The organism is Rhodococcus qingshengii JCM 15477 (assembly GCF_023221595.1).
Taxonomy (GTDB): Bacteria; Actinomycetota; Actinomycetes; order Mycobacteriales; family Mycobacteriaceae; genus Rhodococcus_F; species Rhodococcus_F qingshengii.
The window spans coordinates 6,248,262-6,272,113 of the sequence record NZ_CP096563.1 but is presented as its reverse complement, the minus strand read 5'-3'; the positions used below and the strand labels follow the sequence as shown (position 1 = coordinate 6,272,113).

Here is a 23,852-nt window from a genome sequence, read left to right as displayed (position 1 = left end):
CCAAGTGGCAAACCCGGCCGTACCGGCATCCGAGGTGAATGCTGTTCTCTCCGAACTTCTTCGAACCCAGCTCCTTCCTGGTGTTCGAAAGGTCGCCGGCGGCTGCGAAGACCCGACGGTAGCCCGGGTGGGATTCATGGCGGTTCCGGACATCGGACCGTGGCTGCGGCACGGACAGTTGCTGATCACCACGCCGGAAACCCTCGCCAGGGTCACCGAAACCTTCAAAGCATTTGTCGGACGGTTGTCGACGCGAGGTGTTGCGGCACTTGCCGTCCAATTCGGCGCAGACGGGGACACTCTCGCGCCGGAGCTGGTCGACGCGGCCGAAAGCGCCGGCTTCCCGCTCCTGGTTTTTCACGGTGCGTGTGATCACCCTGCGGCGAGAGACCGTGAGCAGACGGAGTCGGCCCAGATCGACGCCATGTTCGGGGCCGAGCGCTTGCGACGGCTGCTGGTCGACGTCGTGATGGGCGGCGGCGGCCTCCCGCAATTGACCGAAGTCATCGCTCGGGAGATGAAGGGCGCTGCCCTGATCACCACCTCGGACGGACGCGAGATCTGCCGCGCCGGGGACGCCGCGGAGCGCAAGCATCTGTCTGCCTGTCCCGCCGTCGATTCCACCGGTCGTCTGCGGACCGACACCGTCGAGGGCGGATTGGGTCTGCACGAGTTCGACGGTCAATTCATCGCGGTGTCCGCGATTTCCGCCAATCACATCGACCACGGGCGTCTCGCGTTGTTCACCGGTGAGCGCGTGATGACGAGTTACGACCAGTACCTGGTCGAGCGGGCCGCGTCGGTGTGTGCGTTGGTCATCACCCGCGAACAAGCCGTGGCGTCGGTGGAGGAACGCCATCGCGCCAACTTCGTTCACGACCTGCTCCTCGGTCGGGCCGGGGACCACGATCACGTTGTCTCCCATGCCAAGACATTCGGTTGGGACTTCGACCGCCCGCTGGTGATCGTCTCGATCGAGCCGGACCCGATCGACGAACCGGCCTCTGCGGCGCCCGCTCGGCTGCCCGTCGTCGATCGCCAGGCGATGGCGTTCTCCGGCGCGATCGCCCACCGCGATCCCGGTGCGGCGGTGACCGCGCTGACGGGCGAGACGGTGATCGTGATGGGCGTCGGCACCGACACGATGGCATTGGTGCGGGACCTCGTCACGGTCGTTCGCGGTGAAGGTGGCGGCGGGAGAAGGCCGTTCAGTGTCGGGGTGTCCCGGCCGACAGCGGCGATCGACGCCGTTCCGGCGCTCTACAGTCAGGCGCGCACCGCACTGACCGTCGGACGCCGGATCTCCGGTCCGTGGACGGTGACTCAGTTCGACGATCTCGGTGTGTACAGACTGCTCAGTCTGGTCGAGGACGAAAACGAGCTGGAGACGTTCGCGCGGGAGACACTGCGGGAACTGACGGAGGAAACTGCCGAAGCGCAGGACATGCGCAAGACATTGGAAGTCTTGCTCGCGACCAACATCAACATCGCCGAGACAGCGCGCAAGCTCCACTTCCATTACAACACACTGCGTTACAGGGTCGTTAAGCTGGAGAAAATGCTTGGACCCTTCACGGCGCAACCCGAGCTCCGGCTGGATCTGTCTCTAGCACTGAAGATAACCGCGATGCGCGGCATCAATCACTAATATTGCCAATCCGAGTCCGTGGGTTCTGGCAGATTGTCATCACGTCGATACCCCTGCTCTGTAATAGCGTTTCACTCCAGTCACGGTGTTTTGTGAGCTGGAGCACACTCAGCGTTCGGACACCTTCCTCTGCACGAAAGGTCCCATCATGCCGATTTGGACGTTGCACGGAGATGGAAAGAACATCAGACCGGGTGAAGTGGTCGCTCCCGGCGAGCGGCTCAGCTGGGGAAGAACCATCGGGCTGGGCAGCCAGCACGTGGTGTCGATGTTCGGCGCGACGTTCGTCTTCCCGATCATCATGGGGCTCAATCCTCAACTTGCCGTGATGATGTCGGGCTTTTGTACGCTCTTCTTCCTGCTGGTGGTCAAGGGACGCATTCCTAGCTACCTCGGTACGTCGGCGGCCTTTGTCGGCGGTATCGCCGCCATTCGTGCCCAAGGCGGAACGTCCGCAGAGGTGACCGGCGCGATCCTGGTGTCCGGACTGGTCCTGGCAGCCATCGGTATCGCGATCCACTTCCTCGGTGGCCGGGTCGTATTCAAGGTTCTTCCCCCGGTGGTGACCGGCGCAGTGGTGATGCTGATCGGATTCAACCTGGCACCCGTCGTCGCGGGGCTGTACTGGCCACAGGACCAGTGGGTGGCTCTGATCGTCATGGTGGCCCTGATCGTCATGAGTATCGCGCTACGAGGCTTCATGGCGCGCATCGCCATCTTCCTGGCGCTGATCTTCGGTTACGTCCTCTCCTGGATCCTCGACCGGGTCTCGGGGACGATCACCTCCTACGACGCAGGCACCGGTCAGATCACCGAGCACTTCCGCGTCAACTGGGATTCGGTGCAGTCGGCGTCGTGGTTCGGCCTTCCCCCGTTCTCGGACGAGGCCAACGGAATCGTCGGCATCCACGCTCCGTCGTTCAGCCTCACGTTCATCATCCTGGTCCTTCCGGGTGTCATCGCGTTGATCGCGGAGAACGCGGGCCACGTCAAGGCCGTGGCCGAGATGACCGGGGACGACCTCGACCCGTACATGGGACGTGCGCTCGCCGGTGACGGTTTCGCCACCGCTATCGCCAGCAGCGTCGGCGGTTCGCCCACCACGACGTACGCCGAGAACATTGGTGTCATGGCAGCGACCCGTGTGTACTCCACCGCCGCCTACGCGGTTGCCGGCATCGTCGCCATGATGCTCGGCTTCTCCCCCAAGTTCGGTGCCGTCATCTCGGCGACGCCCGGCGGTGTTCTCGGCGGAATCACCGTGGTGCTCTACGGCATGATCGGTCTGCTCGGCGCGAAGATCTGGAAGGAGAACGGCGTCGACTTCGGCAATCCGCTCAACCTCATGCCGATCGCGGCCGGCCTCATCATCGGTATCGGCGACACGGCTCTGAAGTTCAGTGACACGTTCTCGCTCAGCGGGATCGCGCTCGGCACCATCGTCGTGATCGGGATGTACCACCTGTGCCAGTTCATCGGTTCGAAGAACCCGGAACTGAATGCGAAGAATCCGGAACCGAACAAGCCGGATTCGAAGACTCCCGGCGGCGATCGGGAGGAACCCGCCAAGCAACTCACGTGACGCTTGGCTGAGTGTGCTCGATCGACGAAGGCCGGACATCCTCCGCGGAGGATGTCCGGCCTTTCCGGTGTTCTGGGTACTGATCGATCAGACGGAGGTACTGGCTTCGACCAGGCCGATACGGTCGATGCGTTCGGTGCGGGTGTTGAGCCGTTCAGTCGCATCGGTAGCACTGAGCACGCTCAGCTCGTAGTGCAGTACCGCTCCGACGCGAGTGCAGAAGGCGGCGGATTCGTCCGCGGCATCGGGAAATTCGGGGATGACCCGATCGACGATGCCGCCCGCGAGCAGATCGAAGGACCTGATCCCTTGACTGGCTGCCATGTCCGGCGCGTGCGTGACGTCGTGGAACATGATCGCGCTCGCACCTTCGGGAGGTAAGGGCGAGAGCCAACCGTGGCGGGCCGCCAGCACTCGATCGGCCGGAATCAGTGCCAGGGCGCCGCCGCCCGTGCCCTGCCCGAGCAGGAGGGAAATGGTGGGGACCTCGAGTGAAATCATGTCGGCTATGCACCGAGCGATCTCGCCCGCCAGTCCGCCTTCTTCGGCCTCCTTCGACAGTGCCGCGCCCGCTGTGTCGATGATCGTCACCAGCGGCAGGTCGAGTTCTGCGGCCAGCCGCATACCTCGCCGAGCCTCCCGCAGAGCGCCGGGGCCGAGTGGGGAGTGAGCAGTCTGTCCGCGCCGGTCCTGTCCGAGAAGGACGCAGGGCATGTCGCCGAAGCGAACGAGCGCGAGCATGATGCCGGGATCGTTCTCGCCTTGGCCGGTTCCGTTGAGCGGGAGCATGTCCGAGGCGGAATTGAGCAACACTTCCCGTATCCCCGGTCGGTCTTCGCGCCGGGATGCGACGACGGATTCCCACGCCGACGTATCGGGTGGGCAATCGTACGAGCACGGGTCACTGGGCAATAAGTACCCACGATGCGCCCCGGTGATGATGCGCAATGCGCGTTCGACGATTTCGGCGAGCTGGTCTGGCGGCCTCACTGCATCGATGAGTCCGTGCTCGTGAAGGTTCTCCGCTGTCTGGACACCGGCGGGGAAAGGTGAGTTGTACAAGGTCTCGAACACTCGAGGGCCGAGGAATCCGACGAGGGCCCCCGGTTCCGCGATCGTCACGTGACCGAGTGATCCCCAGGACGCGAATACGCCTCCGGTGGTGGGGTTTCGGAGATAGACGATGTAGGGCAGGTGCGCTTCTTTGTGCTTGATGAGCGCCGCGGTGATCTTGACCATCTGCAAAAACGCCGTCGTCCCCTCCTGCATACGCGTTCCCCCGGACGTGGGAAGCGCAAGAAGGGGCAGCTGCTCTTGGGTGGCTCGACGGATGGAGACGACGAGGCGTTCTCCCGCCGCCACGCCGATCGAACCACCGAGAAAACCGAACTCGCAGACGATGATTGCCACACGGCGGCCTCGGACGGAGGCGCTTCCGGTCAGGACGGACTCGTCGAGTCCGGTCTTCTCCTGGGCCCGCAGAAGTGCTTCGGCGTAATCGGAGTCGGTCGCGACGGGAATCGGAGGGGTATCCCACGACTCCCAGGTGCCGGCATCGATCACCAGGTCGAGCAAGTCGCGAGCCGTCAGGCGGTTCATCGGGTGAATCCTTGTAGCCATGACATGATTTCGTCAGTGTCTTCACCGAGAACCGGAGGTGCAGTGTGGCGGGTCTCCGTCACTTCGGTTCCGTCCGGATCGAAAAATCGTAGCGGTGGACCGGGCAGTGTGATGTTTCCGAGCGTGCTGTGGTCGACGTCGACGAGCAATCCCTGTGATCGGGTCTGCTCCCATTCGTACACTTCGGAGATCGTCCGAACCCGTCCTGCCGGTACTCCGATGCGGTCGAGTTCGGTCAGAAGCTCGTCACGCGAGTACGGCTTGAAGGTACGTTCGATCAATTCGACGACCTGGAAATGATTTTCGACGCGTTCGGCGTTTGTTGCCATACCCGGGGCGTCAGGGTCGAGGTCGAATCCTTCGCAGAATCTTCTCCACAGGCTTTCGCTGCCGACCGAGATCTGCACTGCGCCATCGCCGGTACGAAAGAGCCCGTACGGTGCGATGGAGGGATGGTGGTTGCCCTGCGCTGTGCCTACCTCACCGGCGACGGTCCACTTCGTTCCTTGAAACGCGTGAACACCGACCACGCTGGCCAAGAGCGACGTTCGGACAACGCGGCCTTTCCCCGTCTGTTCGCGTTCCTTCAAAGCCGCGACGACACCGAACGCCCCGTACATTCCGGCGAGAAGATCGGCGATCGGAACTCCGACTCGTTGAACGTCGTCCGGACTCGAGCCGGTCAGCGACATGAGTCCGGCTTCCCCCTGGGCGATCTGGTCGTAGCCGGCGCGACCGCCTTCCGGGCCGTCGTGGCCGAAACCGCTGATGGACAGAACGATCAGTCGAGGATTGAGTTCGGCCAACCGCTCGGTCGAGAATCCGAGTCGATCGAGAACTCCGGTGCGGAAGTTCTCCATGAGAACATCGGCGCGGCAGACGAGATCTTCGAGGGTCGCGCGCCCACTGTCGGATTTCAGATCGAGCGTGATCGACTTCTTGTTCCGGTTCGTGGACAGAAAATACGTCGATTCCCGTTGTGTGTTCGGTGGTTCCAACGTGGGCTCCACAAAAGGCGGCCCCCACCCACGGGTGTCGTCGCCGCCGTGAGGTGATTCGACCTTGATCACGTCGGCACCCAGATCGCCGAGCATCATTGCCGCGTGAGGACCCGCGAGTGCGCGCGTGAGGTCGACGACTATCACGTCGTGTAACGGACCACTACGAGCACTTGTGTTGTGAGGCTTCGAAGTCGAGTTCATGTCGCACCGCCGTGTTCTGGTGTAATTGGCTGAGCCAGTTGGTGGTTGAGGCCTCCGTAGTTCGGTCGACTCCGGTCCGCTGGACCGAGAAACCGGCCAGGGCCACTGAAGGAGGTATGTGCGGCCCGTCTTTCGAACCGTAAGCGGGCACCGGTGAACGGCACATGGGTAACCTTGCCGACGACGGGTGTCAGTGGTGGGTAAGAAGTGACGAACGCTCACCGGGCGGCGCGATTGCGGTTGTATCGAACCGTTATCGGGACGTTCTGTCAGCTCATATCGTGCGAAGTCATGACATTTCGTGCATCTTCATGACCTGCAGGGCGAGTGAGACGTTCAATCGAAGGACGGGGTCGTCGGTGAACGATCCGACGACGCTCTCCAGCTTTCCGATTCTGTAACGCAAAGTGTTGTAGTGCATGTGTAGCGCCCGGGAGGCCTCGGCGACATTGCAATTGCAGTCGAGCAGGGTCTGGAGTGTCAGACGCAGGTCAGCGGCTTCGGCGTTGTCCGCCGACAAGGACTTCAGAACGTCATCGGTGAACGAACGCAGTTCGCTCTTGTCCGTCTGGAGCGAGAGGAGTCGGTGTACACCGAGTTCGTCGAAGTGTGCGATCTGCCCCGGCCCGTTGATACGTCGGCCGACGACCACGGCTGTACAGGCTTGGTCGTAGGCCGCGGGTAGATCGGCCAGGGAGTAGATCACCCGGCTCACTCCCGTGCTGAAGGATCGGCGGCCGCTGGTGCGATCGCCGGCAACCTTGCGCACCAACCCTTCGATGTCCCGAACCGCACGGTCGGTGCTGGTCGGGAAAAGCGTGACCACCTCGTGTCGAAACCCGACGGACGGCGCTGTCCGCTCGTGTGTTCGTACCACTTGTTGCCAGCCGTCGCTGAGTCGATCTTGGTCCGTGCGAGTGGAATTCGCGTGCTGGGATTCCGGGTGATCGACGTCGAGTTCTGCAACCACAACGGTAAGTGGACGAGTGACATCCCACCCCAACTGGGTGAAGTGCGCGCTCACTTCCGCTGGCGAGCCGGCTTCGCCTATCAGTGCGTCGCGGAGGAAGTCGCCGCGGAACTTGGATTCCACTGCCGCAACTGCCAGCTGTTTGGTGACGGCCAGCGCGGCAACGGTGGCCGCTCGCTCCAGCGCTTGAACGACAACTGCGCCGAGTTCGTGGGTGCCGGCGTACGCCACCATTCGGCCGTGGTCGGTGCCGCCGGCCACCACCCGGGTGAGCGCCAACTGACCAGGAAATCCTTTGGGCGCGTTCTGTAAACCGACAGCGACCCGTTCGGTCAGGAACCGACCGGTGCTTTCGAACAACGGAAGCGCGTTCAGCGCGGCTGAATCTCCGGCCTCCGTCAACACTCTTCCGTCCGGCGAGCAGATGAGAACGCTGACGTCGAAAAGCGCGGCGAATTCTGCGGCAATCTGAGGTAGATCGCCACCTTCCAAGACGATCGACGTCAACGAGCGGTGAAGTCGATCGGCAATGTCGAGTGCCGCGGACTGCTTCGCCACCAACTTGGTGAAGACCTCCGAGATCACCTCGTCGAATCCCGCGGTGACGGGAAGAACCAACAGCGGAAGCCCTCGCTGCTCTGCCATGTGCAGCATCGCCTCGGGCAGCTCGTCGAGATAACGGCCCGTTTTCACGGCAAGTGCCGCGACTCCTCGACGTGCAAGACCGTCGACGAGGTCACTGAGATCTGTGTCGTCGAGAAGCTCGCCGGTTCGCCCGTAGCGCAGCGGGAACCCGGTTGTCACCAACAACTCGTTCGGCTTCACCCAAGCGAGGATGTCCGGTACTTCCATCACGTTCACCGATTGAACGAGGTGGCGCAAGCCCCCGTGCCCGGCAAGGACTTCGGCTCCACGCAGACTGGGCAGCTCGAGGACATCCCGAACTGTGAGTCTGTAGTCGCCACCTTCTGGCAAATGTTGAAGCTCTTCGCTCGAATATTTGGCAGATCTATCCATGTCGCGAGACTACGCTCGATCTCACAGTGAACATTGTCAACAGTTGACGAAAATAGCCTCTCGGAATGAGCGGTTCTCCGTATGTCTGCCAACTACCGCGGCCCGAATTGGCGATCGCCCGCGTCTCCGAGTCCAGGTATCAGGAAAGCATTTTCGTTCAGGCCGTCGTCGATGCTCGCTGTGAGGAGCCGGACCGGATGTCCGGAGTTCTTCAGTGCTTCGATCCCTTCCGGAGCCACGACGACACATATTGCAGTCACATCGGTGGCTCCGCGTGCAATGAGCAGATCGATTGTGCGGACGATGGATCCACCGGTCGCCAACATCGGATCGAGGACGTAGACGGGGGTGCTCGACAGATCAGCAGGCAGGGACTCCAGATACGGAACCGGCTGGTGTGTCTTCTCGTCTCGTGCCATTCCCACGAAACCGACGCCTGCCTGCGGAATGAGGGCACTCGCCTGTTCGACCATGCCGAGGCCCGCTCGCAAGACCGGGACCAGGAGTGGTGGATTCGCCAGCCGCACCCCCAGCGTCGGAGCAACTGGCGTCTCGATGTCGAACTGTTCCAGTTTTGCGCCGCGCATGGCCTCGTAGACCAACATATGGGTCAGTCTGCGCAAGGCGGACCGGAACGTTGCGTTGTCGCTGCGAGCGTCGCGCATGGTCGTGAGCAGCGATGCCGCCAGCGGATGGTCGACAACAGTGGTGTCCATGGTCGAATCGTAAGTGAGAACCGATGGGGCGGCGCACAACCGGTGATTCGGAGTCGAAATAACCAATCGCGGTTTTCGTTTGGGCAAGTATTGACGATGCCGATGGGTTCGAGTCGTCATAGCGTGGTCGACACGGCAGTTCCGAACCGCTCGGCTGGACTGGGCGCCCGGAGCTGTCAAGGCCCAATTTTGCCTCCACGATTCCCTATACAAGGAGATGCCAATGCCCGAAGCAATCGAGGTCCGTAAGGTTCCGCTACACAGCGTCTCCGACGCCAGTGAGCTCGCCAAGCTGATCGACGACGGTGTCCTCGAGGCCGACCGCGTCATTGCAGTCATCGGCAAAACCGAGGGTAACGGCGGCGTCAACGACTACACGCGCATCATCGCGGACCGAGCGTTCCGAGAGGTTCTCTCCGCCAAGGGTAATCGCAGCCCCGAAGAAGTGGCGGAGGTGCCGATCGTCTGGTCCGGCGGCACGGACGGCGTGATCAGCCCGCACGCGACGATCTTCGCGACCGTGCCGGCAGACAAGGTCACCAAGACCGACGAGCCGCGCCTGACCGTGGGTGTCGCCATGAGTGAGCAACTGCTGCCCGAGGACATCGGCCGTACGGCCATGATCACCAAAGTTGCTGCGGCAGTGAAAGACGCGATGGCCAATGCCGGCATCACCGATCCCGCCGACGTGCACTACGTACAGACCAAGACTCCGTTGCTGACAATTCACACCATCCGTGACGCCAAGAGCCGCGGCAAGACTGTGTGGACCGAACAGACTCATGAGTCGATGGACCTGTCCAACGGCGGAACGGCTCTGGGGATCGCGGTTGCGCTCGGCGAAATCGACATGCCGACCGACGAGGATGTCATGCACAGCCGCGAACTCTTCTCCTCTGTCGCATCCTGCTCGTCCGGCGTCGAGTTGGACCGCGCGCAGATCGTCGTCGTCGGTAACGCACGTGGCGTCGGCGGACGCTACCGGATCGGCCACAGCGTGATGAAGGATCCGCTCGACCAGGACGGCATCTGGGCGGCGATCCGTGACGCCGGACTCGAACTTCCGGAGCGGCCGCACTCGAGCGACCTGGACGGTCAACTCGTCAACGTGTTCTTGAAGTGCGAGGCCAGTCAGGACGGAACGGTCCGTGGCCGTCGTAATGCGATGCTCGACGACTCCGACGTGCACTGGCACCGCCAGATCAAGTCGTGTGTCGGCGGAGTCACGGCAGCTGTCACCGGCGATCCGGCAGTGTTCGTCTCGGTATCGGCAGCGCACCAGGGTCCCGAGGGCGGCGGCCCAGTCGCTGCCATCGTCGATCTCGGTCAGTAGTAGGCAAGAACCTCGCTGGAAACCTCGACAGTCGCGCCGCCACCGGCAATTCGTCCTCGAATCAGTTGCCGGTGGCGGCGAGTCCGCCGCGGCGTACCCCACTTCACTGCTTGAAAGGATTCACGATGGTTCATGCTGCTGACCCTGTCGACGAGAGCGTTTCCGGTGCGCCCGAGAATCGCGAACTCGTCATGGCCGATGCGGTCACGCTCAGTGGTCTGATACGCAGGCGTGAAGTGTCGTGTGTCGAGGTGATGGACAGCTTCCTCGATCAGATCGAATTACATAACCCGGCGGTGAACGCGATCGTCGCATTGCGGGATCGGGAAGCGTTGACGGCGGAGGCGCGCGAGCGTGATTCGCAGTTGGCGAGTGGGGAGTATCTCGGTTGGATGCACGGGTTTCCGCATGCGGTGAAGGATCTTTCGGCAGCCAAGGGTCTGCCGTTCACGTCCGGGTCGCCGATGTTCGCGGACCGAATCGCCGAAGATGACGAACTGTTCGTCAAGCGGATCAGGTCTGCCGGTGCCATTGTGATCGGCAAGACGAACACACCGGAGTTCGGGCTCGGATCCCAGACGTACAACCCGGTGTGGGGTACGACGGTGTCGCCGTACGACAATTCGCGCACTGCCGGCGGTAGCAGCGGTGGCGCCGCAGCGTCGTTGGCGCTCCGCATGTTGCCGGTGGCTGATGGAAGCGATTACATGGGTTCGCTCCGAAACCCGTCGGCATTCAACAACGTTGTTGGGTTTCGACCATCCTGGGGTCGGATACCGGAGACGGGATTCATCGCTCAGGGCGCCGTTGTGGGCCCGATGGGCCGAACCGTCACCGACGTGGCTCACCTGCTTTCCACGATGGCGGGGCCGGATGCTTATGCACCGTTGGGGATTCGTGAGGATCCCGCGGTATTCACCGAAAGCCTCGCACGTGTTCTGAAGGGCTCTCGGATCGCATGGGTCGGTGACTGGAACGGTTACCTGGCAACCGAACCTGGAGTTCTCGAGTTGTGCGAATCCTCGTTCGAGGTCTTCGAACAGTTGGGGTGCCGCGTCGAGGCGGCGCTTCCCGACTTCAAACCCGAGGACATCTGGCAACTGTTCTTGCGGTGGCGTTGGTGGGCACAGCTCGGCTTGATCGATCAGTACAACGATCCGAGCTTGCGCGAGTTGATGAAGCCCGAACTGTTGTGGGAACTCGAGCACGCGGTCACACTGTCGGCTCTCGACGTGACCAAGGCCGCGGAGGCCCGCAACGGCTGGCTGTCGGCCATTACCAAGATGTTCGAAACCTACGACTACATTCTTGCGCCCAGTGCCCAGGTGTTTCCTTTCGACAAGAACACTCACTGGCCCGAGACCGTCGACGGCCGATCGATGGACACGTATCACCGGTGGATGGAGACGGTTGTTCCCTGGACGATGGCCGGGGTTCCGGTTGCGGGGATGCCGGTCGGCTTCGACGATCGTTCGCTTCCCATGGGTATCCAGATCATCGGTCGGCACGGAGCCGACTTGGACGTACTCCAACTCGCCTACGCATTCGAGCAGGCAACCCAGTGGGTCGAGCGGGTTCTTCCGCCCGCACTCCGCGTGAACTGACCGATCTATTTCGAACGTATCCAGTTGGGAGAGAAAGACGATGGCTTCGGCATTGTGGCACGGGTTCGCGGACATGGGCGCTGTGGAGAAGAACGGCGCGTTTGTCGTCTCACGCGGTGAGGGCGCGTACATCTGGGACCGCGAGGGCACTCGGTATCTGGATGCGACGGCGGGCCTGTGGTTCACCAATGTCGGGCACGGGCGCACGGAGATCGCGGATGCGGTAGCGGCTCAGTTGTCGAAGATCGCTCATTTCTCCAACTTCGGTGATTTCGTTCCCGAAACCACGCAGGTGTTGGCCGAGCGGTTGGCGGCCATCGCGCCGGTTGCCGGGAGCAAGATCTTCTTCACCTCGGGTGGTTCGGATTCGGTGGACACTGCGGCGAAGCTGGCTCGCCGGTACTGGCACGAGGTGGGGCAGCCGGAGAAGACGATCATCGTCGGACGCCAGAAGGCGTATCACGGAATGCACGTTGCCGGAACGGCTCTCGCTGGTATTCCGGTGAACCGTGAGGGGTACGGCGAGCTGATGGCGGATGCGGCGACCGTCGGCTGGGATGATGCGAAGAGTCTGCTCGAGTTGATCGAGAAGATCGGTGCGAACAAGATCGCTGCGTTCTTCGCGGAGCCGATCATCGGTGCGGGTGGGGTGTATCTGCCGCCGGAGGGGTATCTGGCGGAGGTGCGTGACATCTGCCGTGAGCACGACATTCTGTTTGTCGTCGACGAGGTCGTGACCGGTTTCGGCCGGATCGGTGGTGAGTGGTTCGCGTCCACTCGTTTCGATTTGCAGCCGGACATGATGACCACGGCAAAGGGTTTGACGTCGGGTTACGTTCCGATGGGTGCGGTGTTCATCGCGCCGCGGGTGGCGGAGCCGTTCTATGCGGGTTCGTGGTGGCGTCATGGTTACACGTACGGCGGGCATGCCGGTGCTGCTGCGGCGGCGATGGCGAACCTGGACATTCTCGAGCGTGAGAATCTGCTCGCGGAGTCGAAGCGTTTGGAGGCGTCGTTGCATACGCATCTGCAGCCGTTGGCGGAGCATCCGCGGGTGGCGGAGGTTCGTAGTGGGCTCGGTGCGGTCGCTGCGGTGCAGTTGGCTGATCCGGCGGAGGCGTTGCCGTTCGTGAAGACGCTTCGCGAGCAAGGTATTTCGGGTCGCGCCGCGGGTCAGGGTGCGATGCAGATTTCGCCGACGTTCGTCATGACAGATGATCAGGTCGCGGAGATGGCAGCAGGGATCCTCGCAGCCCTCGGCTAGGACTGTCGTTTTCCGTTGACAGACATCGTGTTACGGAATCATTAAGCCGAAGAAAATGTTTGGGCCCTTCGTGGCGTGGTCCTCATTTCGGTCGAAACTGCCTCCAACACTGACGATGACCCCTGCCCGCATCATCTGCCACCATTGTTGCCAATCTCGGTGAGTGGGTTCTGGCAGATTGTCATCACGTCCGAATCTCGGTCCTGCATTAGCGTTTCACTCCAGACACGGTGTTTGTGGGCTGGGGCACAAAGCATTTCGAACACCTTCCTCCTTTGCGAAAGGTCTCGTCATGCCGATCTGGACGTTGCACGGAGACGGAAAGAACATCGGAGCCGGTGAAGTGGTCGCTCCCGGCGAGCGACTCAGTTGGGCGAGAACCATCGGGTTGGGCGGCCAGCATGTCGTGTCGATGTTCGGCGCGACGTTCGTCTTCCCGATCATCATGGGCCTCAATCCTCAACTTGCCGTGATGATGTCAGGCTTTTGTACGCTCTTCTTCCTGCTGGTGGTCAAGGGGCACGTCCCTAGCTACCTCGGAACATCCGCAGCTTTTGTCGGTGGCGTTGCCGCCATTCGTGCCCAAGGTGGAACGACGGCCGAAGTGACCGGTGCGATTCTGGTGTCGGGGTTGGTTCTGGGATTCGTCGGCATCGCCATCCACTTTCTCGGCGGTGGCGTCATCAGTAAAGCGCTACCGCCGGTGGTCACCGGCGCTGTGGTGATGTTGATCGGCTTCAACCTGGCGCCCGTTGTCGCGGGGTTGTACTGGCCGCAGGATCAGTGGGTGGCACTGATCGTGATGGTTGCACTGATCGTGATGAGCGTTGCGCTACGCGGCTTCCTGGGACGTATCGCCATTCTCGTCGCGCTGGTTTTCGGCTACATCTTCTCGTGGGTCCTCGACCGGCTCTCCGGTCCGATCACGTCCGCCAGTGGTAGTGGCGCACCCACCGAGCACTTTCGTGTCAACTGGGATTCGGTGCACTCGGCGTCCTGGTTCGGGTTGCCGCCGTTCTCGGACGAAGCCAACGGGATCGTCGGTATCCACGCTCCCTCGTTCAGCCTCACGTTCATCGTTCTGGTGCTTCCCGGTGTCATCGCACTGGTCGCGGAAAACGCCGGACACGTCAAGGCCGTCGCCGAGATCACGGGCGACGATCTCGACCCGTACATCGGACGCGCCATTGCCGGTGACGGTTTTGCCACCGCCATCGCCAGCGCAGTAGGCGGCTCCCCTACGACGACGCATGCCGAGAACATCGGTGTCATGGCTGCCACGCGGGTGTACTCGACCGCCGCGTACGTGATTGCGGGTTTCATCGCGATCCTGCTCGGCTTCTCGCCCAAGTTCGGAGCAGTCATGGCGGCGACGCCCGGCGGCGTCCTGGGCGGAATTCTTGTGGTTCTGTTCGGCATGATCGGTCTGCTCGGCGCCAAGATCTGGAAAGAGAACGGCGTCGACTTCGGGAACCCGCTGAATCTGATGCCGATTGCCGCCGGTCTGATCATCGGTATCGGCGACACGGCGCTGAAGTTCAGTGACACGTTCTCGCTCGGAGGTATCGCGCTCGGCACCATCGTCTTGATCGTGATGTACCACCTCTGCCGGCTCGTGGGGTCCTGGAACCCTGAACTGAACAGGCCGAAGTCCGGCAGGCGGCCGGGCGCAACGCCGGGGGCGAATGCGTCAGATGACGAACGCGAAGAGCCCGTGGCGCAGCTCACGTGATGCCAAGTTGAATGTATGCCAGGTATGACCCGTGACCGTTGTCACATCTGCACAAAACGTGAAGTGACTCATAGAGGCAGGATTAAGTAATGAAACCGTCGCCGCTGACTTATCACCGACCGTCCTCGGTCGAGGACGCGTGCCGAATCCTCTCCGAGGTCTCTCACGAGGGGAAGGTGCTCGCCGGTGGGCAATCGCTTGTGCCGCTGCTGTCCATGCGCCTCGCCGCGCCCGCCCACATCGTCGACATCGGATCGATCCCGAACCTCGCTTCGGTGACCTCGTCCGAAGACGAAGGAGTGCGGTTCCAGGCCCTGGCCACGCACTCGGTGCTGGCGGCCGACGAAGGTGCTCGTCGAGTCCAGCCTCTGCTGAACCGTGCTCTGCAGTTGGTAGCGCACCCCACGATCCGTAACCGCGGGACGAGCGTCGGCTCCATCGTCCACGCCGATCCGTCGGCGGAGATGCCGGCAGTCCTGACGCTGCTCGGGGGCAGCGTGACCGTCCAGTCGGTGCGTGGCACCCGCGAGATCGCGTCGACGGATCTCTTCGCCGGCCCTCTCGAGTCGAGCCTGGAATCAGACGAGATCGCGGTGTCGGTGTCGGTGCCCGCCGCCGAACCCGGCGTGGGAACCGCCATCGACGAGATCGCGCGTCGTCACGGTGACTATGCACTGGTCGGCGTCGTCGCCCGGATTCGTGTGGTCGACGGTCTGGTGGCCGAAGCGCACATGACGTACGTGTCCGCCGGAGAGCTGGGGCAGGTCGTGGACTACACGAACGTGTTGGCGGGGGCGTCCGCGACGGATCAGCGAGACCCGCGGTGGCGCACCCTCGGGGAATGCGCCCGCGCGCAGATAGATACCGAGGCAGACATTCACGGGACGGCGGCGTACCGCTCGCAGTTGGTGTCCGCGCTCACGGCGCGGGTCGGCTTCGCGGCGGCAACGGATGCTCTCAGTGAGAACGCAGTACTGGCAGGAAAGTGGTGACAATGTCCAAAAACGATCGCTCCATCGATGATCAACTTGCCGAGCTGGCAGCAGACACCGGTGAGCACCATGTAGCTGTCACGTTCACGCTCAACGAGGTGACGAACACCGTCGTTCTTCCCTCCCGCACTCTGGCTTCGGATGCCATTCGTCACCACCTCCGTAAGACGGGCACGCACGTGGGTTGTGAACACGGCGTGTGTGGTGCGTGCACCGTGCTGCTCGACGGAAAGCCGGTTCGGTCCTGTCTCGTCCTCGCGGCCAGCCTCGAAGGTCGATCGATCACCACCGTCGAAGGCCTCGTCGAGCCGGACGGCACTTTGCATCCGGTTCAGCAGGCGTTCAAGGATTGTCACGGTCTGCAGTGCGGATTCTGCACTCCGGGATTCGTGACGACCATCGCGGCATTTCTCGAGGAGAACCCCAACCCCACGCGGGAGGAAGCTACCGACGCGATAGCGGGAAACCTCTGCCGTTGTACGGGGTACCAGAACATCAGGGCGTCGGTTCTGCGCGCGGCCGAGATCAAGCGTGAACGGGCCGGGCAGTTCCCGCTCGGAATCGACGACGCGTCCACTCGGGAGGCGTTGGATCGCAAGGTGCGGGGAACGACGAATCCCGTCGGAGGACGGGCGGGTAAGGCATGAGTACTCCGGTCAAACCAGCAAAGCGCAACGGGGCGAAGCATCCCGCTTCCGATCATTCGACGGCCGATCATTCGGTTGCCGACGACGGCAAGTTCTTCGGTAAACCGATTCCGCGCGAGGAAGATACGCGTCTGCTCAGCGGTCAGGGGCGATACCTCGACGATCTGGGCCACAACGCGCTGATCGCGGCATTCGTCAGGTCGCCGCACGCTCATGCGCGAATCATCGACATCGACATCGATCAGGCGCTGGAAGTGCCTGGCGTACATGCCATCTACACCTACGAAGATCTCCTCGCGGACACGCCGGAAATGGCGGAGAACCTGCCACTGCTCATTCCGCATCCGGGAATCATCGCTCCGCGCAACGGGTATCCCCTCGCGAAGGACGAGGTGAAGCATGTCGGCGAAGCCATCGCCATGGTGGTCGCCGACAACCGGTACATCGCCGAGGACGCTTGCGCGAAGATCGACGTCACCTACGAGGCGCTGAAGCCTGTAGTGGGGATCGACGTCGCTCGCACCGCCGCCAACGCCGTCCACGCCGACGTTCCGGACAACGTCGCCGCTCACCTGCAGCACGGGTTCGGAGATCTGGATGCCGAACTGGCCGCCGCGCCGCACCGACTGACGCTGGATCTCGAAATCGAGCGTTCGGCTTCCATGCCGATGGAGGGCAAGGGCGTCTACGCACGTTGGGACGGTGACGAGAACACCCTCACGTTCTGGACCTCCACCCAGACGTCCACGTCTGCCCGCGCCGCAATCGCAGCGCGATTGGGGATGGCGCTGAACAAGGTTCACTGCATCGCTCCTGACGTCGGCGGCGGATTCGGCGTCAAGATCGTTCACCCGTGGCCCGAAGAAGTCATGATCACGTGGGCCGCTCGACGACTCGGCCAGGCCGGCATCTCCTGTGAGGTGAAGTGGGTCGAGGATCGCCGTGAGCACTTCATCTCGAGCGCACACGAGCGCGGGCAGATCCAGAAGGTCGACATCGGATTCGACGACGAGGGTCGTCTGTTGGCGTTCGACTTCACGTTCTGGCACGACAACGGTGCCTACCTGCCGTACGGGATCATCGTCATGATCAACACCGCGACGCAGGTTCTCGGGCCGTACAAGCCGAAGTCGTTCCGGGTCAACGCCTATTCGCTGTACACCAACACCGTGATCGTGACCCCGTACCGCGGCGCCGGACGTCCGCAGGCCGTGTTCGCGATGGAGCGATCCATGGACGCCATCGCCAAGTACCTGAAAAAGGACAAGATCGCGGTGCGGGAGGCGAACTTCATTCGCCCCGAGGACATGCCGTACGACTTCGGCCTGATGTTCCAGGACGGACGCCCGTTGATCTACGACACGGGCGACTACCAGGCGGGCATCGACAAGCTCAAGAAGCTCATCGACTGGGACGGATTTCCCGAGTACCAGAGGAAGGCTCGCGCCGAAGGTCGGTCGGTCGGCATCGGTATCGGCGCGTACGTCGAGGGAACCGGACCCGGACCGTACGAGGGTGCGCACGTCGTCGTCGAGACGTCCGGAAAGGTCAAGGCCGCAACAGGCTTGACGACGCAGGGTCAGGGCCACCAGACCGCGTTCGCCCAGATCGTTGCGGACGACCTCGGAGTCAAGGTCTCCGACGTCGAGATCGTCACGGGTGATACCCGCCGGTTCGGTTATGCCGTCGGCACTTTCGCCTCGCGTGGGGCGGTCATGTCGGGTTCGGCCTTCCATGTCGCGGCGCAGATGGTCGCGGAGAAGGCGAAGAAGATCGCGTCCGGAATCTTGGATCTGCCGGAAACCGAACTGGAACTCCGGGAAGGCCACGTGTGCAAGATCGGCACCGAAGCCGGAGTGGAGGGTACGTCCGTACCGCTGAGTGTTGTTGCCGTGCTGTCGAACCCGCTACGATATGCGTTCGACCGTGAGTCGAAGCTGGCCACCGGTTTCGCCAAGACCGACACGGACATGTCGAAGCCGCCGATTCCCGAGGGTGAGCAGCCCGGTCTGGAAGCAACCGGCTACTACTCGCCGCCCAGTTCCACCTTCGCTTCGGGAGTGCACGCGGCGATCGTCGAAACCGATCCCGTGACAGCCGAGATCACGGTCCGTCGTTACGTTGTCATCCACGACTGCGGAAACGTGATCAACCCCCGCATCGTCGAAGGTCAGGTCATGGGCGCCGTCGCGCAAGGTATCGGCGGCGCACTCTACGAGCGGATCGTCTACGACGAGCACGGGCAGATGCTCAACGCGTCGTACATGGACTTCTTGATGCCGTTCGTCACCGAGATGCCGGATTCGCTCGAGATGGATCACACCGTCACGCCGTCGGGACTCAACCCACTCGGAATGAAGGGTGCCGGTGAGGCCGGTGTGATCCCCACCAGCGCCGTCATCGCGGCTGCCATCGAGGACGCCGAAGGAATCTCGATCACGTCCATGCCCATTTCACCGTCCGAACTGTTCGAACTTCGACTCGCACACGCGGGTTCGTCATCAGAGGAGAATGCATGAGAATCGCCGGCACCGCGCAGCTGACGGCACCTCGCGAAGAGGTCTACGACAAGCTCCAGGACGGTCGTGTACTGGCCGCGACCATTCCCGGTGTGCAGTCGCTCGAGCAGCTCACGGACAATCACTACAAGCTCTCCATCATGGCGGGAGTTGCGTCGATCAAGGGCGTCTACGACGGCGAGGTTGTTCTGTCGCAACAGAATCGGCCCAATTCGTTTGTCATGACGGCTTCGGGGGCGGGTGCTCCCGGCACGGTGAAGGCGGACGTCACGGTCACCTTGACGGAGAACGAGGGTGGCACGCTGCTTTCGTATGACGCCGACGCCGTGGTCGGCGGGATGGTCGGCGGCGTCGGGCAGCGCATGATCACCGGTGTAGCCAAGAAGATGGCCGGGGTGTTCTTCAAGAGCATCGACGGCGTCATTGCCAACGGCATTCCCGAGAAGGTCACTGCCGCCGTGGCGGCGGCGGTACCGGCAGTGGCGGTCGAAGGCGCGCCGGTAGTTTCCGGAGCTGTCGCGGCACCGGCGGTTCTTCCGGCCGCTGCACCGACAGCGGGCGGCACAGATGCTCGCACGGTGATGGTCAGCGCCGTCGTCGGCGCAGCCATTGCTTTGTCAGGTGTTGCTATAGGCGGATTCCTGGCGCGTTCTGGTTGTCGCGAGTAGTTCACTCAGGTGTCAACAGCTGATTTGCGATGAGGGAAACGCCCCGAACCGACCAGGTTCGGGGCGTTTTTCACGTCCGCGTAACCCATGGAGGCGCCGGCGAAGATCCGCTCGTGATCGTGCGCCGAACCTTGGTCCCCCGATTCGGCGAATTGTGACAAAGAATCCGCTCTTCCGAACCTGTGGAATAGCTCTACACGTCAGGTACGAGCCACTTACCGGCTAGGCCGCAACCGTCGATCGGTACCAGACGAGACGAGCCAAAGATCTCAGGAGGAAGCGTGGAACCCAGGAAGATTCGGGTCGGTATCGATACCGGCGGAACGTTCACCGACATCGTGGCAGTGGACGACGAAACCGGCGCCATCGTCACCACCAAGACCCCGTCCACCCCGGCGGACCCCGCCGAGGGCTTTCTCGCCGGTATCGAGAAGGTACTCGCCAAGCTCGGTGAGAGTGGCGACTCCATCGGTGCGGTCAGCCACGGCACGACCGTAGCGACGAACAAGCTGCTCGAAGGCAAGGTCGAGAACCTCGGCTTCATCACCACCGAGGGCTACGAGCACGTTCTCGAGATCGCTCGTCAGTCGGTGCCGGACGGTTACGGCAACTCGTACTTCTGGGTCAAGCCCGAACGCATCGTCCCCGCCGATCGTGTACGCACCGTCGGTGGACGCCTTTCCTTCGACGGCAGCGAGATTCGTCCGCTCGACGAAGAGAGCGTTCGCAGCGCAGCGCAGTTCTTCAAGGACCGCGGGATCCGGACCATCGGCGTCTGCCTCATGCACTCGTACGCCGATCCGACGCACGAGGAGCGCGTACGCGACATCCTCTTCGAAGTTTTCCCCGATGCGACGGTGAGCATCTCGAGCCAGGTGCTGCGTGAGTACCGCGAATACGAGCGGTCCATCACCACACTCGTGGACGCCGCGGTCAAGCCGAACATCCGCAACTACGTGAACAACATCGCGAATCGTCTGCGTGAGTTCTCGACCACCGACGGTGAACCCCGCGACATCCCGTTCTACGTCATGAAGTCCAACGGCGGTGTCCTGTCGGCCAAAGAGGTTGTTCACCAGCCTATTACGACAGTCCTGTCGGGACCGGCCGCCGGAGCCCTCGGTGCTGCGCTGATCGCCGACGCCGCCGGCGTCGAGCAGGTGTTGACCTGTGACGGCGGCGGAACGTCGACGGATGTCACCGTCGTGGTTCGCGGCGAGCCCGCGCTGACCACCGAAGGGCGAGTGGGCAACTACCCGTCGAAGATCCCGATGATCGACGTCGTGACCGTCGGCGCCGGTGGTGGGTCGATCGCGTGGATGACGCCGGAACACACCCTCCGAGTCGGCCCTCAGTCGGCCGGCGCCGATCCCGGACCGTTGTGCTACGGCAAGGGCGGCAGCGAACCGACCATCACCGACGCGCACGTCCTGCTCGGTCGCATCCCACCCCACCTGCTCGGTGGCGAGATTCCTCTCGACACGGAATTGGCACGCAAGGGCCTCGAAGAGCTTGCAACACAGCTCAGTCTGGGCTTCGAGGAGTGCGCGGTCGGCGTCCTCGAGGTCTCGGCGTGGAACCAGGCCAACGCCCTGCGTCAGATCACCGTCAAGCGTGGCCTCGACGTTCGCGACTTCACCCTCGTGACGTTCGGCGGCTCCGGCTCCCTGCTCGCCTGCCGTCTCGTCGACATCCTGGGTCTGAAAGACGTTCTCGTCCCGCTCAATCCGGGTAACGTCTCCGCGTTCGGTCTGCTGACGGTCGATGTCCGCAACGACTACGTCCAGACGCATGTCAGTCGTCACGACCGGTTGAAGGCTGAAGACCTGCAGAGCCAGTTCGACGCGCTGGCCGGCGAAGCCGAGATCGCGCTCGCCGAAGAGGGTTTCGACGAGACGCAGCGCAAGTACTCTCGTACTGCGGATCTGCGCTACCTCGGTCAGGCATTCGAGGTGCGCGTCCCGGTGGCGGAAGGTACCGTCACGGCGCAGATCATGGACGACGCGGCCGAGGCGTTCCACCAGGCACACCGTGAACTGTACGGCTACGACTTCCGGGGAGACCCGTCGCAGCACGTGGAATGGGTCAACCTGCGCGTGAGCGGCATCGGCCCGATCAAGCGTCCGACGCTCAAGGAAATCCCCGCCGGAAACGGTGCCGAGACCGCCCGAACCGGTTCGCGCCAATCCTATTTCGACAGCTGGGTCGAGACGGCCACCTACGATCGCACACTGCTCGGTGCGGGTGACGTCATCGAAGGACCGGCCGTGATCGAGGAGTTCAGCTCGACTGTCCCGATCCATCCCGGATTCTCGGCACGTATCGACACCTTCGGGAACATTCGTATCTCGAAGTCTTCCGACTCGAACGGAGTGAAGTGATGACCGCCATTCTCGATGCTGCTGCTGCCACCGCGGCCAAGCCGTACCGACTCACCGCTACCGACGGCGCGTCACCTGACCCGATTCTGGTCGAGATCGTCGCCGGTTACCTCGCCAGCGTGGAAATGGAGGTGGAGACCTCCATTTCGCGCACCTCGCGCTCACCGATGATCCGTGACGCTCACGACTTCCGCGCCGGTATTCACGACCGGAACCTCCGCAAGCTCACGGGCCGTTCGTATTCCGCCCTGGTTCATCCGATCGCCCGGGACTTCCCACTCGAGACGATGAAGCCGGGAGACGTGTACTTCCACAACGACGTCTACCTGTCCGAAGGTGGCATCGGCCATCTCCCCGACCTCTGCGTCACGGTGCCTGTCTTCGCCCGCGTCACCCCCGATGCCGAGCCGAAAGTTGTTGCGTTCGTTCAGGCATTCGGTCACCACGACGACATCGGCGGTTGCTGCCCCGGCTCCATGCCGTCCGGCGCCACCACGGTGTACGAAGAGGGACTGATGGTTCCGCCGATCAAACTGTGGGACCAGGGAGTTCCCAACGAGGCGGCGCTGCGCATCATGACGCGTAACTCCCGCATGCCGGATGCGTTGGCAGCTGACCTCGACGCCGAGTGCTCGGCGTGCCTGATGGGTGCGCGTCGACTCACCGAACTGTTCGAGCGCTACGGCGTCGACACCGTCGAGTCGTGCTTCGACGCGATGATGGACGCGACCACCGAGACGTACCGTCGCGAGATCCTCAGCAAGATCCCGGTCGGTGAGTACACGTGGGAGGACTACGCCGAGCACGACGGCGTCGACGAACCGATGCTCCACATCCAGCGCATCACGCTCACGAAGACGCGACCGGAGGACGAGGGCGGCGAGCGACTCATCCTGGACTTCAACGGAACCGGACCGCAGGCAAAGGGCCCGATCAACCACTGTGGTGACTACGCGGACGGAAACTTCCTCATCAAGTGGTTGGCCCCGATTCTGCGTAACCTCGCGGACACCCCGGAGCGCATGGCCGAACTGGATGTCAACGAGGGCGTCGTACCGCTGATCGAGATGAAGTTCCCCGAGAAGGGAACACTGATCACCCCGATCTTCCCCGCCCCCACCAACGCGCGCACGTTTGTCATCCTCCGTCTGCTCGGAGTGCTGGCCGGCGTCGTCGCCAAGGCTGTGGACGGCAACATGCCCGCCGATCAGGAGACCATCAGGTACACCGGCGTTTACGGTGAGGACTTCGAGGGTCACTCGTACCTCATGCGTGAGGTGCTCGGCGGCGGTTCGGGCGGACGCTACTACGCCGACGGTGAGGACACGATTCACGTCGTTCCCGATTCGCGGAACCTGCCGACCGAATTCACCGAGAGCCGTTTCCCCTTCATCGTCGAGAAGCTCGGTCTGGCCATGGATTCCGGCGGAGCCGGACGCTACCGCGGCGGTCTGGGATACGAGAAGCACATCCGGATGCTCAAGGATGCGCACTTCATGTCCATTGCGGATCGTTCGATCCTCGCCTGCTGGGGAGTCAAGGGCGGCAAGGCCGGTCGGCCGTTCTCCGTGGTCCTGGATCCGGGTGGACCGAACGAGCGTGAGTTCGACGCGCTGACCGATGCCGAGCCGATCAAGGCCGGCGAGGTCGTACGGATTCGCACCACCGGTGGTGGCGGTTGGGGAGATCCACTGGAGCGCCCGATCGAGGAGGTCTTGCGAGACATTCAGTGGCGCAAGGTTTCCGTAGAGGGTGCACGCGACGACTACGGTGTTGTCGTCGTGATCGAGGGTGACGAGCCGTCGGTCGACGAGGCTGCGACCACGGAGCTACGGGATCAGTTGCGCTCGGAGCGCGGTGAGAACGAACCCTTCTTCGATCGGGGTCCGGGCTACGCGCAGCTTTCCGGTGGCGCCACCTCAGCGGTCTACGACTACGTCTAGGACGGAAAACTCTC

At 62.8% G+C, this 23,852-nt stretch carries 17 protein-coding genes; 12 read left to right on the top strand and 5 right to left on the bottom strand.

The annotated features are described in order from the left end of the window. The first annotated feature begins 4 nt into the window (after positions 1 to 4). On the top strand, positions 5 to 1,648 hold the full coding sequence (locus M0639_RS28965) for a PucR family transcriptional regulator (RefSeq protein WP_007735212.1): 1,644 nt from the start codon (positions 5 to 7) through the stop codon (positions 1,646 to 1,648). Positions 1,649 to 1,796: 148 nt separating this feature from the next. Continuing rightward, positions 1,797 to 3,230 (top strand): uracil-xanthine permease family protein, encoded by a 1,434-nt coding sequence (locus tag M0639_RS28960; RefSeq protein ID WP_064075502.1) that lies wholly within the window; start codon positions 1,797 to 1,799, stop codon positions 3,228 to 3,230. An 87-nt stretch (positions 3,231 to 3,317) separates the two neighbouring features. On the opposite strand, the gene M0639_RS28955 is transcribed toward M0639_RS28960, so the two are convergent. From M0639_RS28955 to upp, 4 genes are all read right to left on the bottom strand, one after another. Then, positions 3,318 to 4,829: a carboxyl transferase domain-containing protein gene (locus tag M0639_RS28955; RefSeq protein WP_064073489.1), complete on the bottom strand. Its 1,512-nt coding sequence runs from the start codon at positions 4,827 to 4,829 to the stop codon at positions 3,318 to 3,320. After that, positions 4,826 to 6,052: a CaiB/BaiF CoA transferase family protein gene (locus M0639_RS28950; protein ID WP_007735210.1), complete on the bottom strand. Its 1,227-nt coding sequence runs from the start codon at positions 6,050 to 6,052 to the stop codon at positions 4,826 to 4,828. Before M0639_RS28950 ends, M0639_RS28955 begins: the two co-directional genes overlap by 4 nt. A gap of 289 nt (positions 6,053 to 6,341) precedes the next feature. After that, on the bottom strand, positions 6,342 to 8,039 hold the full coding sequence (locus M0639_RS28945) for a PucR family transcriptional regulator (RefSeq protein WP_039973473.1): 1,698 nt from the start codon (positions 8,037 to 8,039) through the stop codon (positions 6,342 to 6,344). Positions 8,040 to 8,131: 92 nt separating this feature from the next. After that, on the bottom strand, positions 8,132 to 8,755 hold the full coding sequence (gene upp, locus M0639_RS28940; protein WP_064073490.1) for a uracil phosphoribosyltransferase: 624 nt from the start codon (positions 8,753 to 8,755) through the stop codon (positions 8,132 to 8,134). Positions 8,756 to 8,978: 223 nt separating this feature from the next. Here upp and bar point away from each other — a divergent pair, with 223 nt between their 5' ends. After that, positions 8,979 to 10,088 carry a barbiturase gene (bar, locus tag M0639_RS28935; RefSeq protein WP_007735206.1) on the top strand — a complete coding sequence of 370 codons (1,110 nt, stop codon included), beginning with the start codon at positions 8,979 to 8,981 and terminating at the stop codon, positions 10,086 to 10,088. Here the strand turns inward: bar and M0639_RS28930 are convergent. Further along, a complete protein-coding gene (locus M0639_RS28930) occupies positions 10,082 to 10,222 on the bottom strand; it encodes a hypothetical protein (protein WP_155277953.1) in 141 nt (46 codons plus the stop codon). The two genes, bar and M0639_RS28930, sit on opposite strands and share 7 nt — an antisense overlap. On the opposite strand from M0639_RS28930, the gene M0639_RS28925 reads away from it, so the two are divergent. From M0639_RS28925 to M0639_RS28885, 9 genes are all read left to right on the top strand, one after another. Next, positions 10,214 to 11,692, top strand: a complete 1,479-nt coding sequence (locus tag M0639_RS28925) for an amidase (RefSeq protein WP_064073491.1) — start codon at positions 10,214 to 10,216, stop codon at positions 11,690 to 11,692. The two genes, M0639_RS28930 and M0639_RS28925, sit on opposite strands and share 9 nt — an antisense overlap. Before the next feature lie 40 nt (positions 11,693 to 11,732). Continuing rightward, positions 11,733 to 12,956 carry an aminotransferase family protein gene (locus M0639_RS28920; protein ID WP_064073492.1) on the top strand — a complete coding sequence of 408 codons (1,224 nt, stop codon included), beginning with the start codon at positions 11,733 to 11,735 and terminating at the stop codon, positions 12,954 to 12,956. A gap of 292 nt (positions 12,957 to 13,248) precedes the next feature. After that, positions 13,249 to 14,688 carry a uracil-xanthine permease family protein gene (locus tag M0639_RS28915; RefSeq protein WP_003945984.1) on the top strand — a complete coding sequence of 480 codons (1,440 nt, stop codon included), beginning with the start codon at positions 13,249 to 13,251 and terminating at the stop codon, positions 14,686 to 14,688. Between the two features lie 89 nt (positions 14,689 to 14,777). Continuing rightward, a complete protein-coding gene (locus M0639_RS28910; RefSeq protein WP_047271858.1) occupies positions 14,778 to 15,680 on the top strand; it encodes an FAD binding domain-containing protein in 903 nt (300 codons plus the stop codon). Between the two features lie 2 nt (positions 15,681 to 15,682). Then, positions 15,683 to 16,327 (top strand): (2Fe-2S)-binding protein, encoded by a 645-nt coding sequence (locus M0639_RS28905; RefSeq protein ID WP_003946048.1) that lies wholly within the window; start codon positions 15,683 to 15,685, stop codon positions 16,325 to 16,327. Next, entirely contained in the window at positions 16,324 to 18,846 is a 2,523-nt protein-coding gene (gene cutA / locus M0639_RS28900) for an aerobic carbon-monoxide dehydrogenase large subunit (protein WP_064073493.1), read from the top strand. Before M0639_RS28905 ends, cutA begins: the two co-directional genes overlap by 4 nt. After that, positions 18,843 to 19,514 (top strand): SRPBCC family protein, encoded by a 672-nt coding sequence (locus M0639_RS28895; RefSeq protein WP_007735490.1) that lies wholly within the window; start codon positions 18,843 to 18,845, stop codon positions 19,512 to 19,514. The genes cutA and M0639_RS28895 overlap by 4 nt, the downstream gene beginning before the upstream one ends. A 281-nt stretch (positions 19,515 to 19,795) precedes the next feature. Continuing rightward, positions 19,796 to 21,895: a hydantoinase/oxoprolinase family protein gene (locus M0639_RS28890; RefSeq protein ID WP_064073494.1), complete on the top strand. Its 2,100-nt coding sequence runs from the start codon at positions 19,796 to 19,798 to the stop codon at positions 21,893 to 21,895. Next, positions 21,895 to 23,838, top strand: a complete 1,944-nt coding sequence (locus M0639_RS28885) for a hydantoinase B/oxoprolinase family protein (protein WP_064073495.1) — start codon at positions 21,895 to 21,897, stop codon at positions 23,836 to 23,838. The genes M0639_RS28890 and M0639_RS28885 overlap by 1 nt, the downstream gene beginning before the upstream one ends. Positions 23,839 to 23,852: the final 14 nt, after the last annotated feature.

Excerpts from the sequence above, each read along its gene's own strand:
- M0639_RS28960 (WP_064075502.1), top strand. The coding sequence starts at position 1,797 with ATGCCGATTTGGACGTTGCACGGAGATGGAAAGAACATCAGACCGGGT.
- M0639_RS28955 (WP_064073489.1), bottom strand. The coding sequence starts at position 4,829 with ATGAACCGCCTGACGGCTCGCGACTTGCTCGACCTGGTGATCGATGCC.
- M0639_RS28950 (WP_007735210.1), bottom strand. The coding sequence starts at position 6,052 with ATGAACTCGACTTCGAAGCCTCACAACACAAGTGCTCGTAGTGGTCCG.
- M0639_RS28945 (WP_039973473.1), bottom strand. The coding sequence starts at position 8,039 with ATGGATAGATCTGCCAAATATTCGAGCGAAGAGCTTCAACATTTGCCA.
- upp (WP_064073490.1), bottom strand. The coding sequence starts at position 8,755 with ATGGACACCACTGTTGTCGACCATCCGCTGGCGGCATCGCTGCTCACG.
- bar (WP_007735206.1), top strand. The coding sequence starts at position 8,979 with ATGCCCGAAGCAATCGAGGTCCGTAAGGTTCCGCTACACAGCGTCTCC.
- M0639_RS28925 (WP_064073491.1), top strand. The coding sequence starts at position 10,214 with ATGGTTCATGCTGCTGACCCTGTCGACGAGAGCGTTTCCGGTGCGCCC.
- M0639_RS28930 (WP_155277953.1), bottom strand. The coding sequence starts at position 10,222 with ATGAACCATCGTGAATCCTTTCAAGCAGTGAAGTGGGGTACGCCGCGG.
- M0639_RS28920 (WP_064073492.1), top strand. The coding sequence starts at position 11,733 with ATGGCTTCGGCATTGTGGCACGGGTTCGCGGACATGGGCGCTGTGGAG.
- M0639_RS28915 (WP_003945984.1), top strand. The coding sequence starts at position 13,249 with ATGCCGATCTGGACGTTGCACGGAGACGGAAAGAACATCGGAGCCGGT.
- M0639_RS28910 (WP_047271858.1), top strand. The coding sequence starts at position 14,778 with ATGAAACCGTCGCCGCTGACTTATCACCGACCGTCCTCGGTCGAGGAC.
- M0639_RS28905 (WP_003946048.1), top strand. The coding sequence starts at position 15,683 with ATGTCCAAAAACGATCGCTCCATCGATGATCAACTTGCCGAGCTGGCA.
- cutA (WP_064073493.1), top strand. The coding sequence starts at position 16,324 with ATGAGTACTCCGGTCAAACCAGCAAAGCGCAACGGGGCGAAGCATCCC.
- M0639_RS28895 (WP_007735490.1), top strand. The coding sequence starts at position 18,843 with ATGAGAATCGCCGGCACCGCGCAGCTGACGGCACCTCGCGAAGAGGTC.
- M0639_RS28885 (WP_064073495.1), top strand. The coding sequence starts at position 21,895 with ATGACCGCCATTCTCGATGCTGCTGCTGCCACCGCGGCCAAGCCGTAC.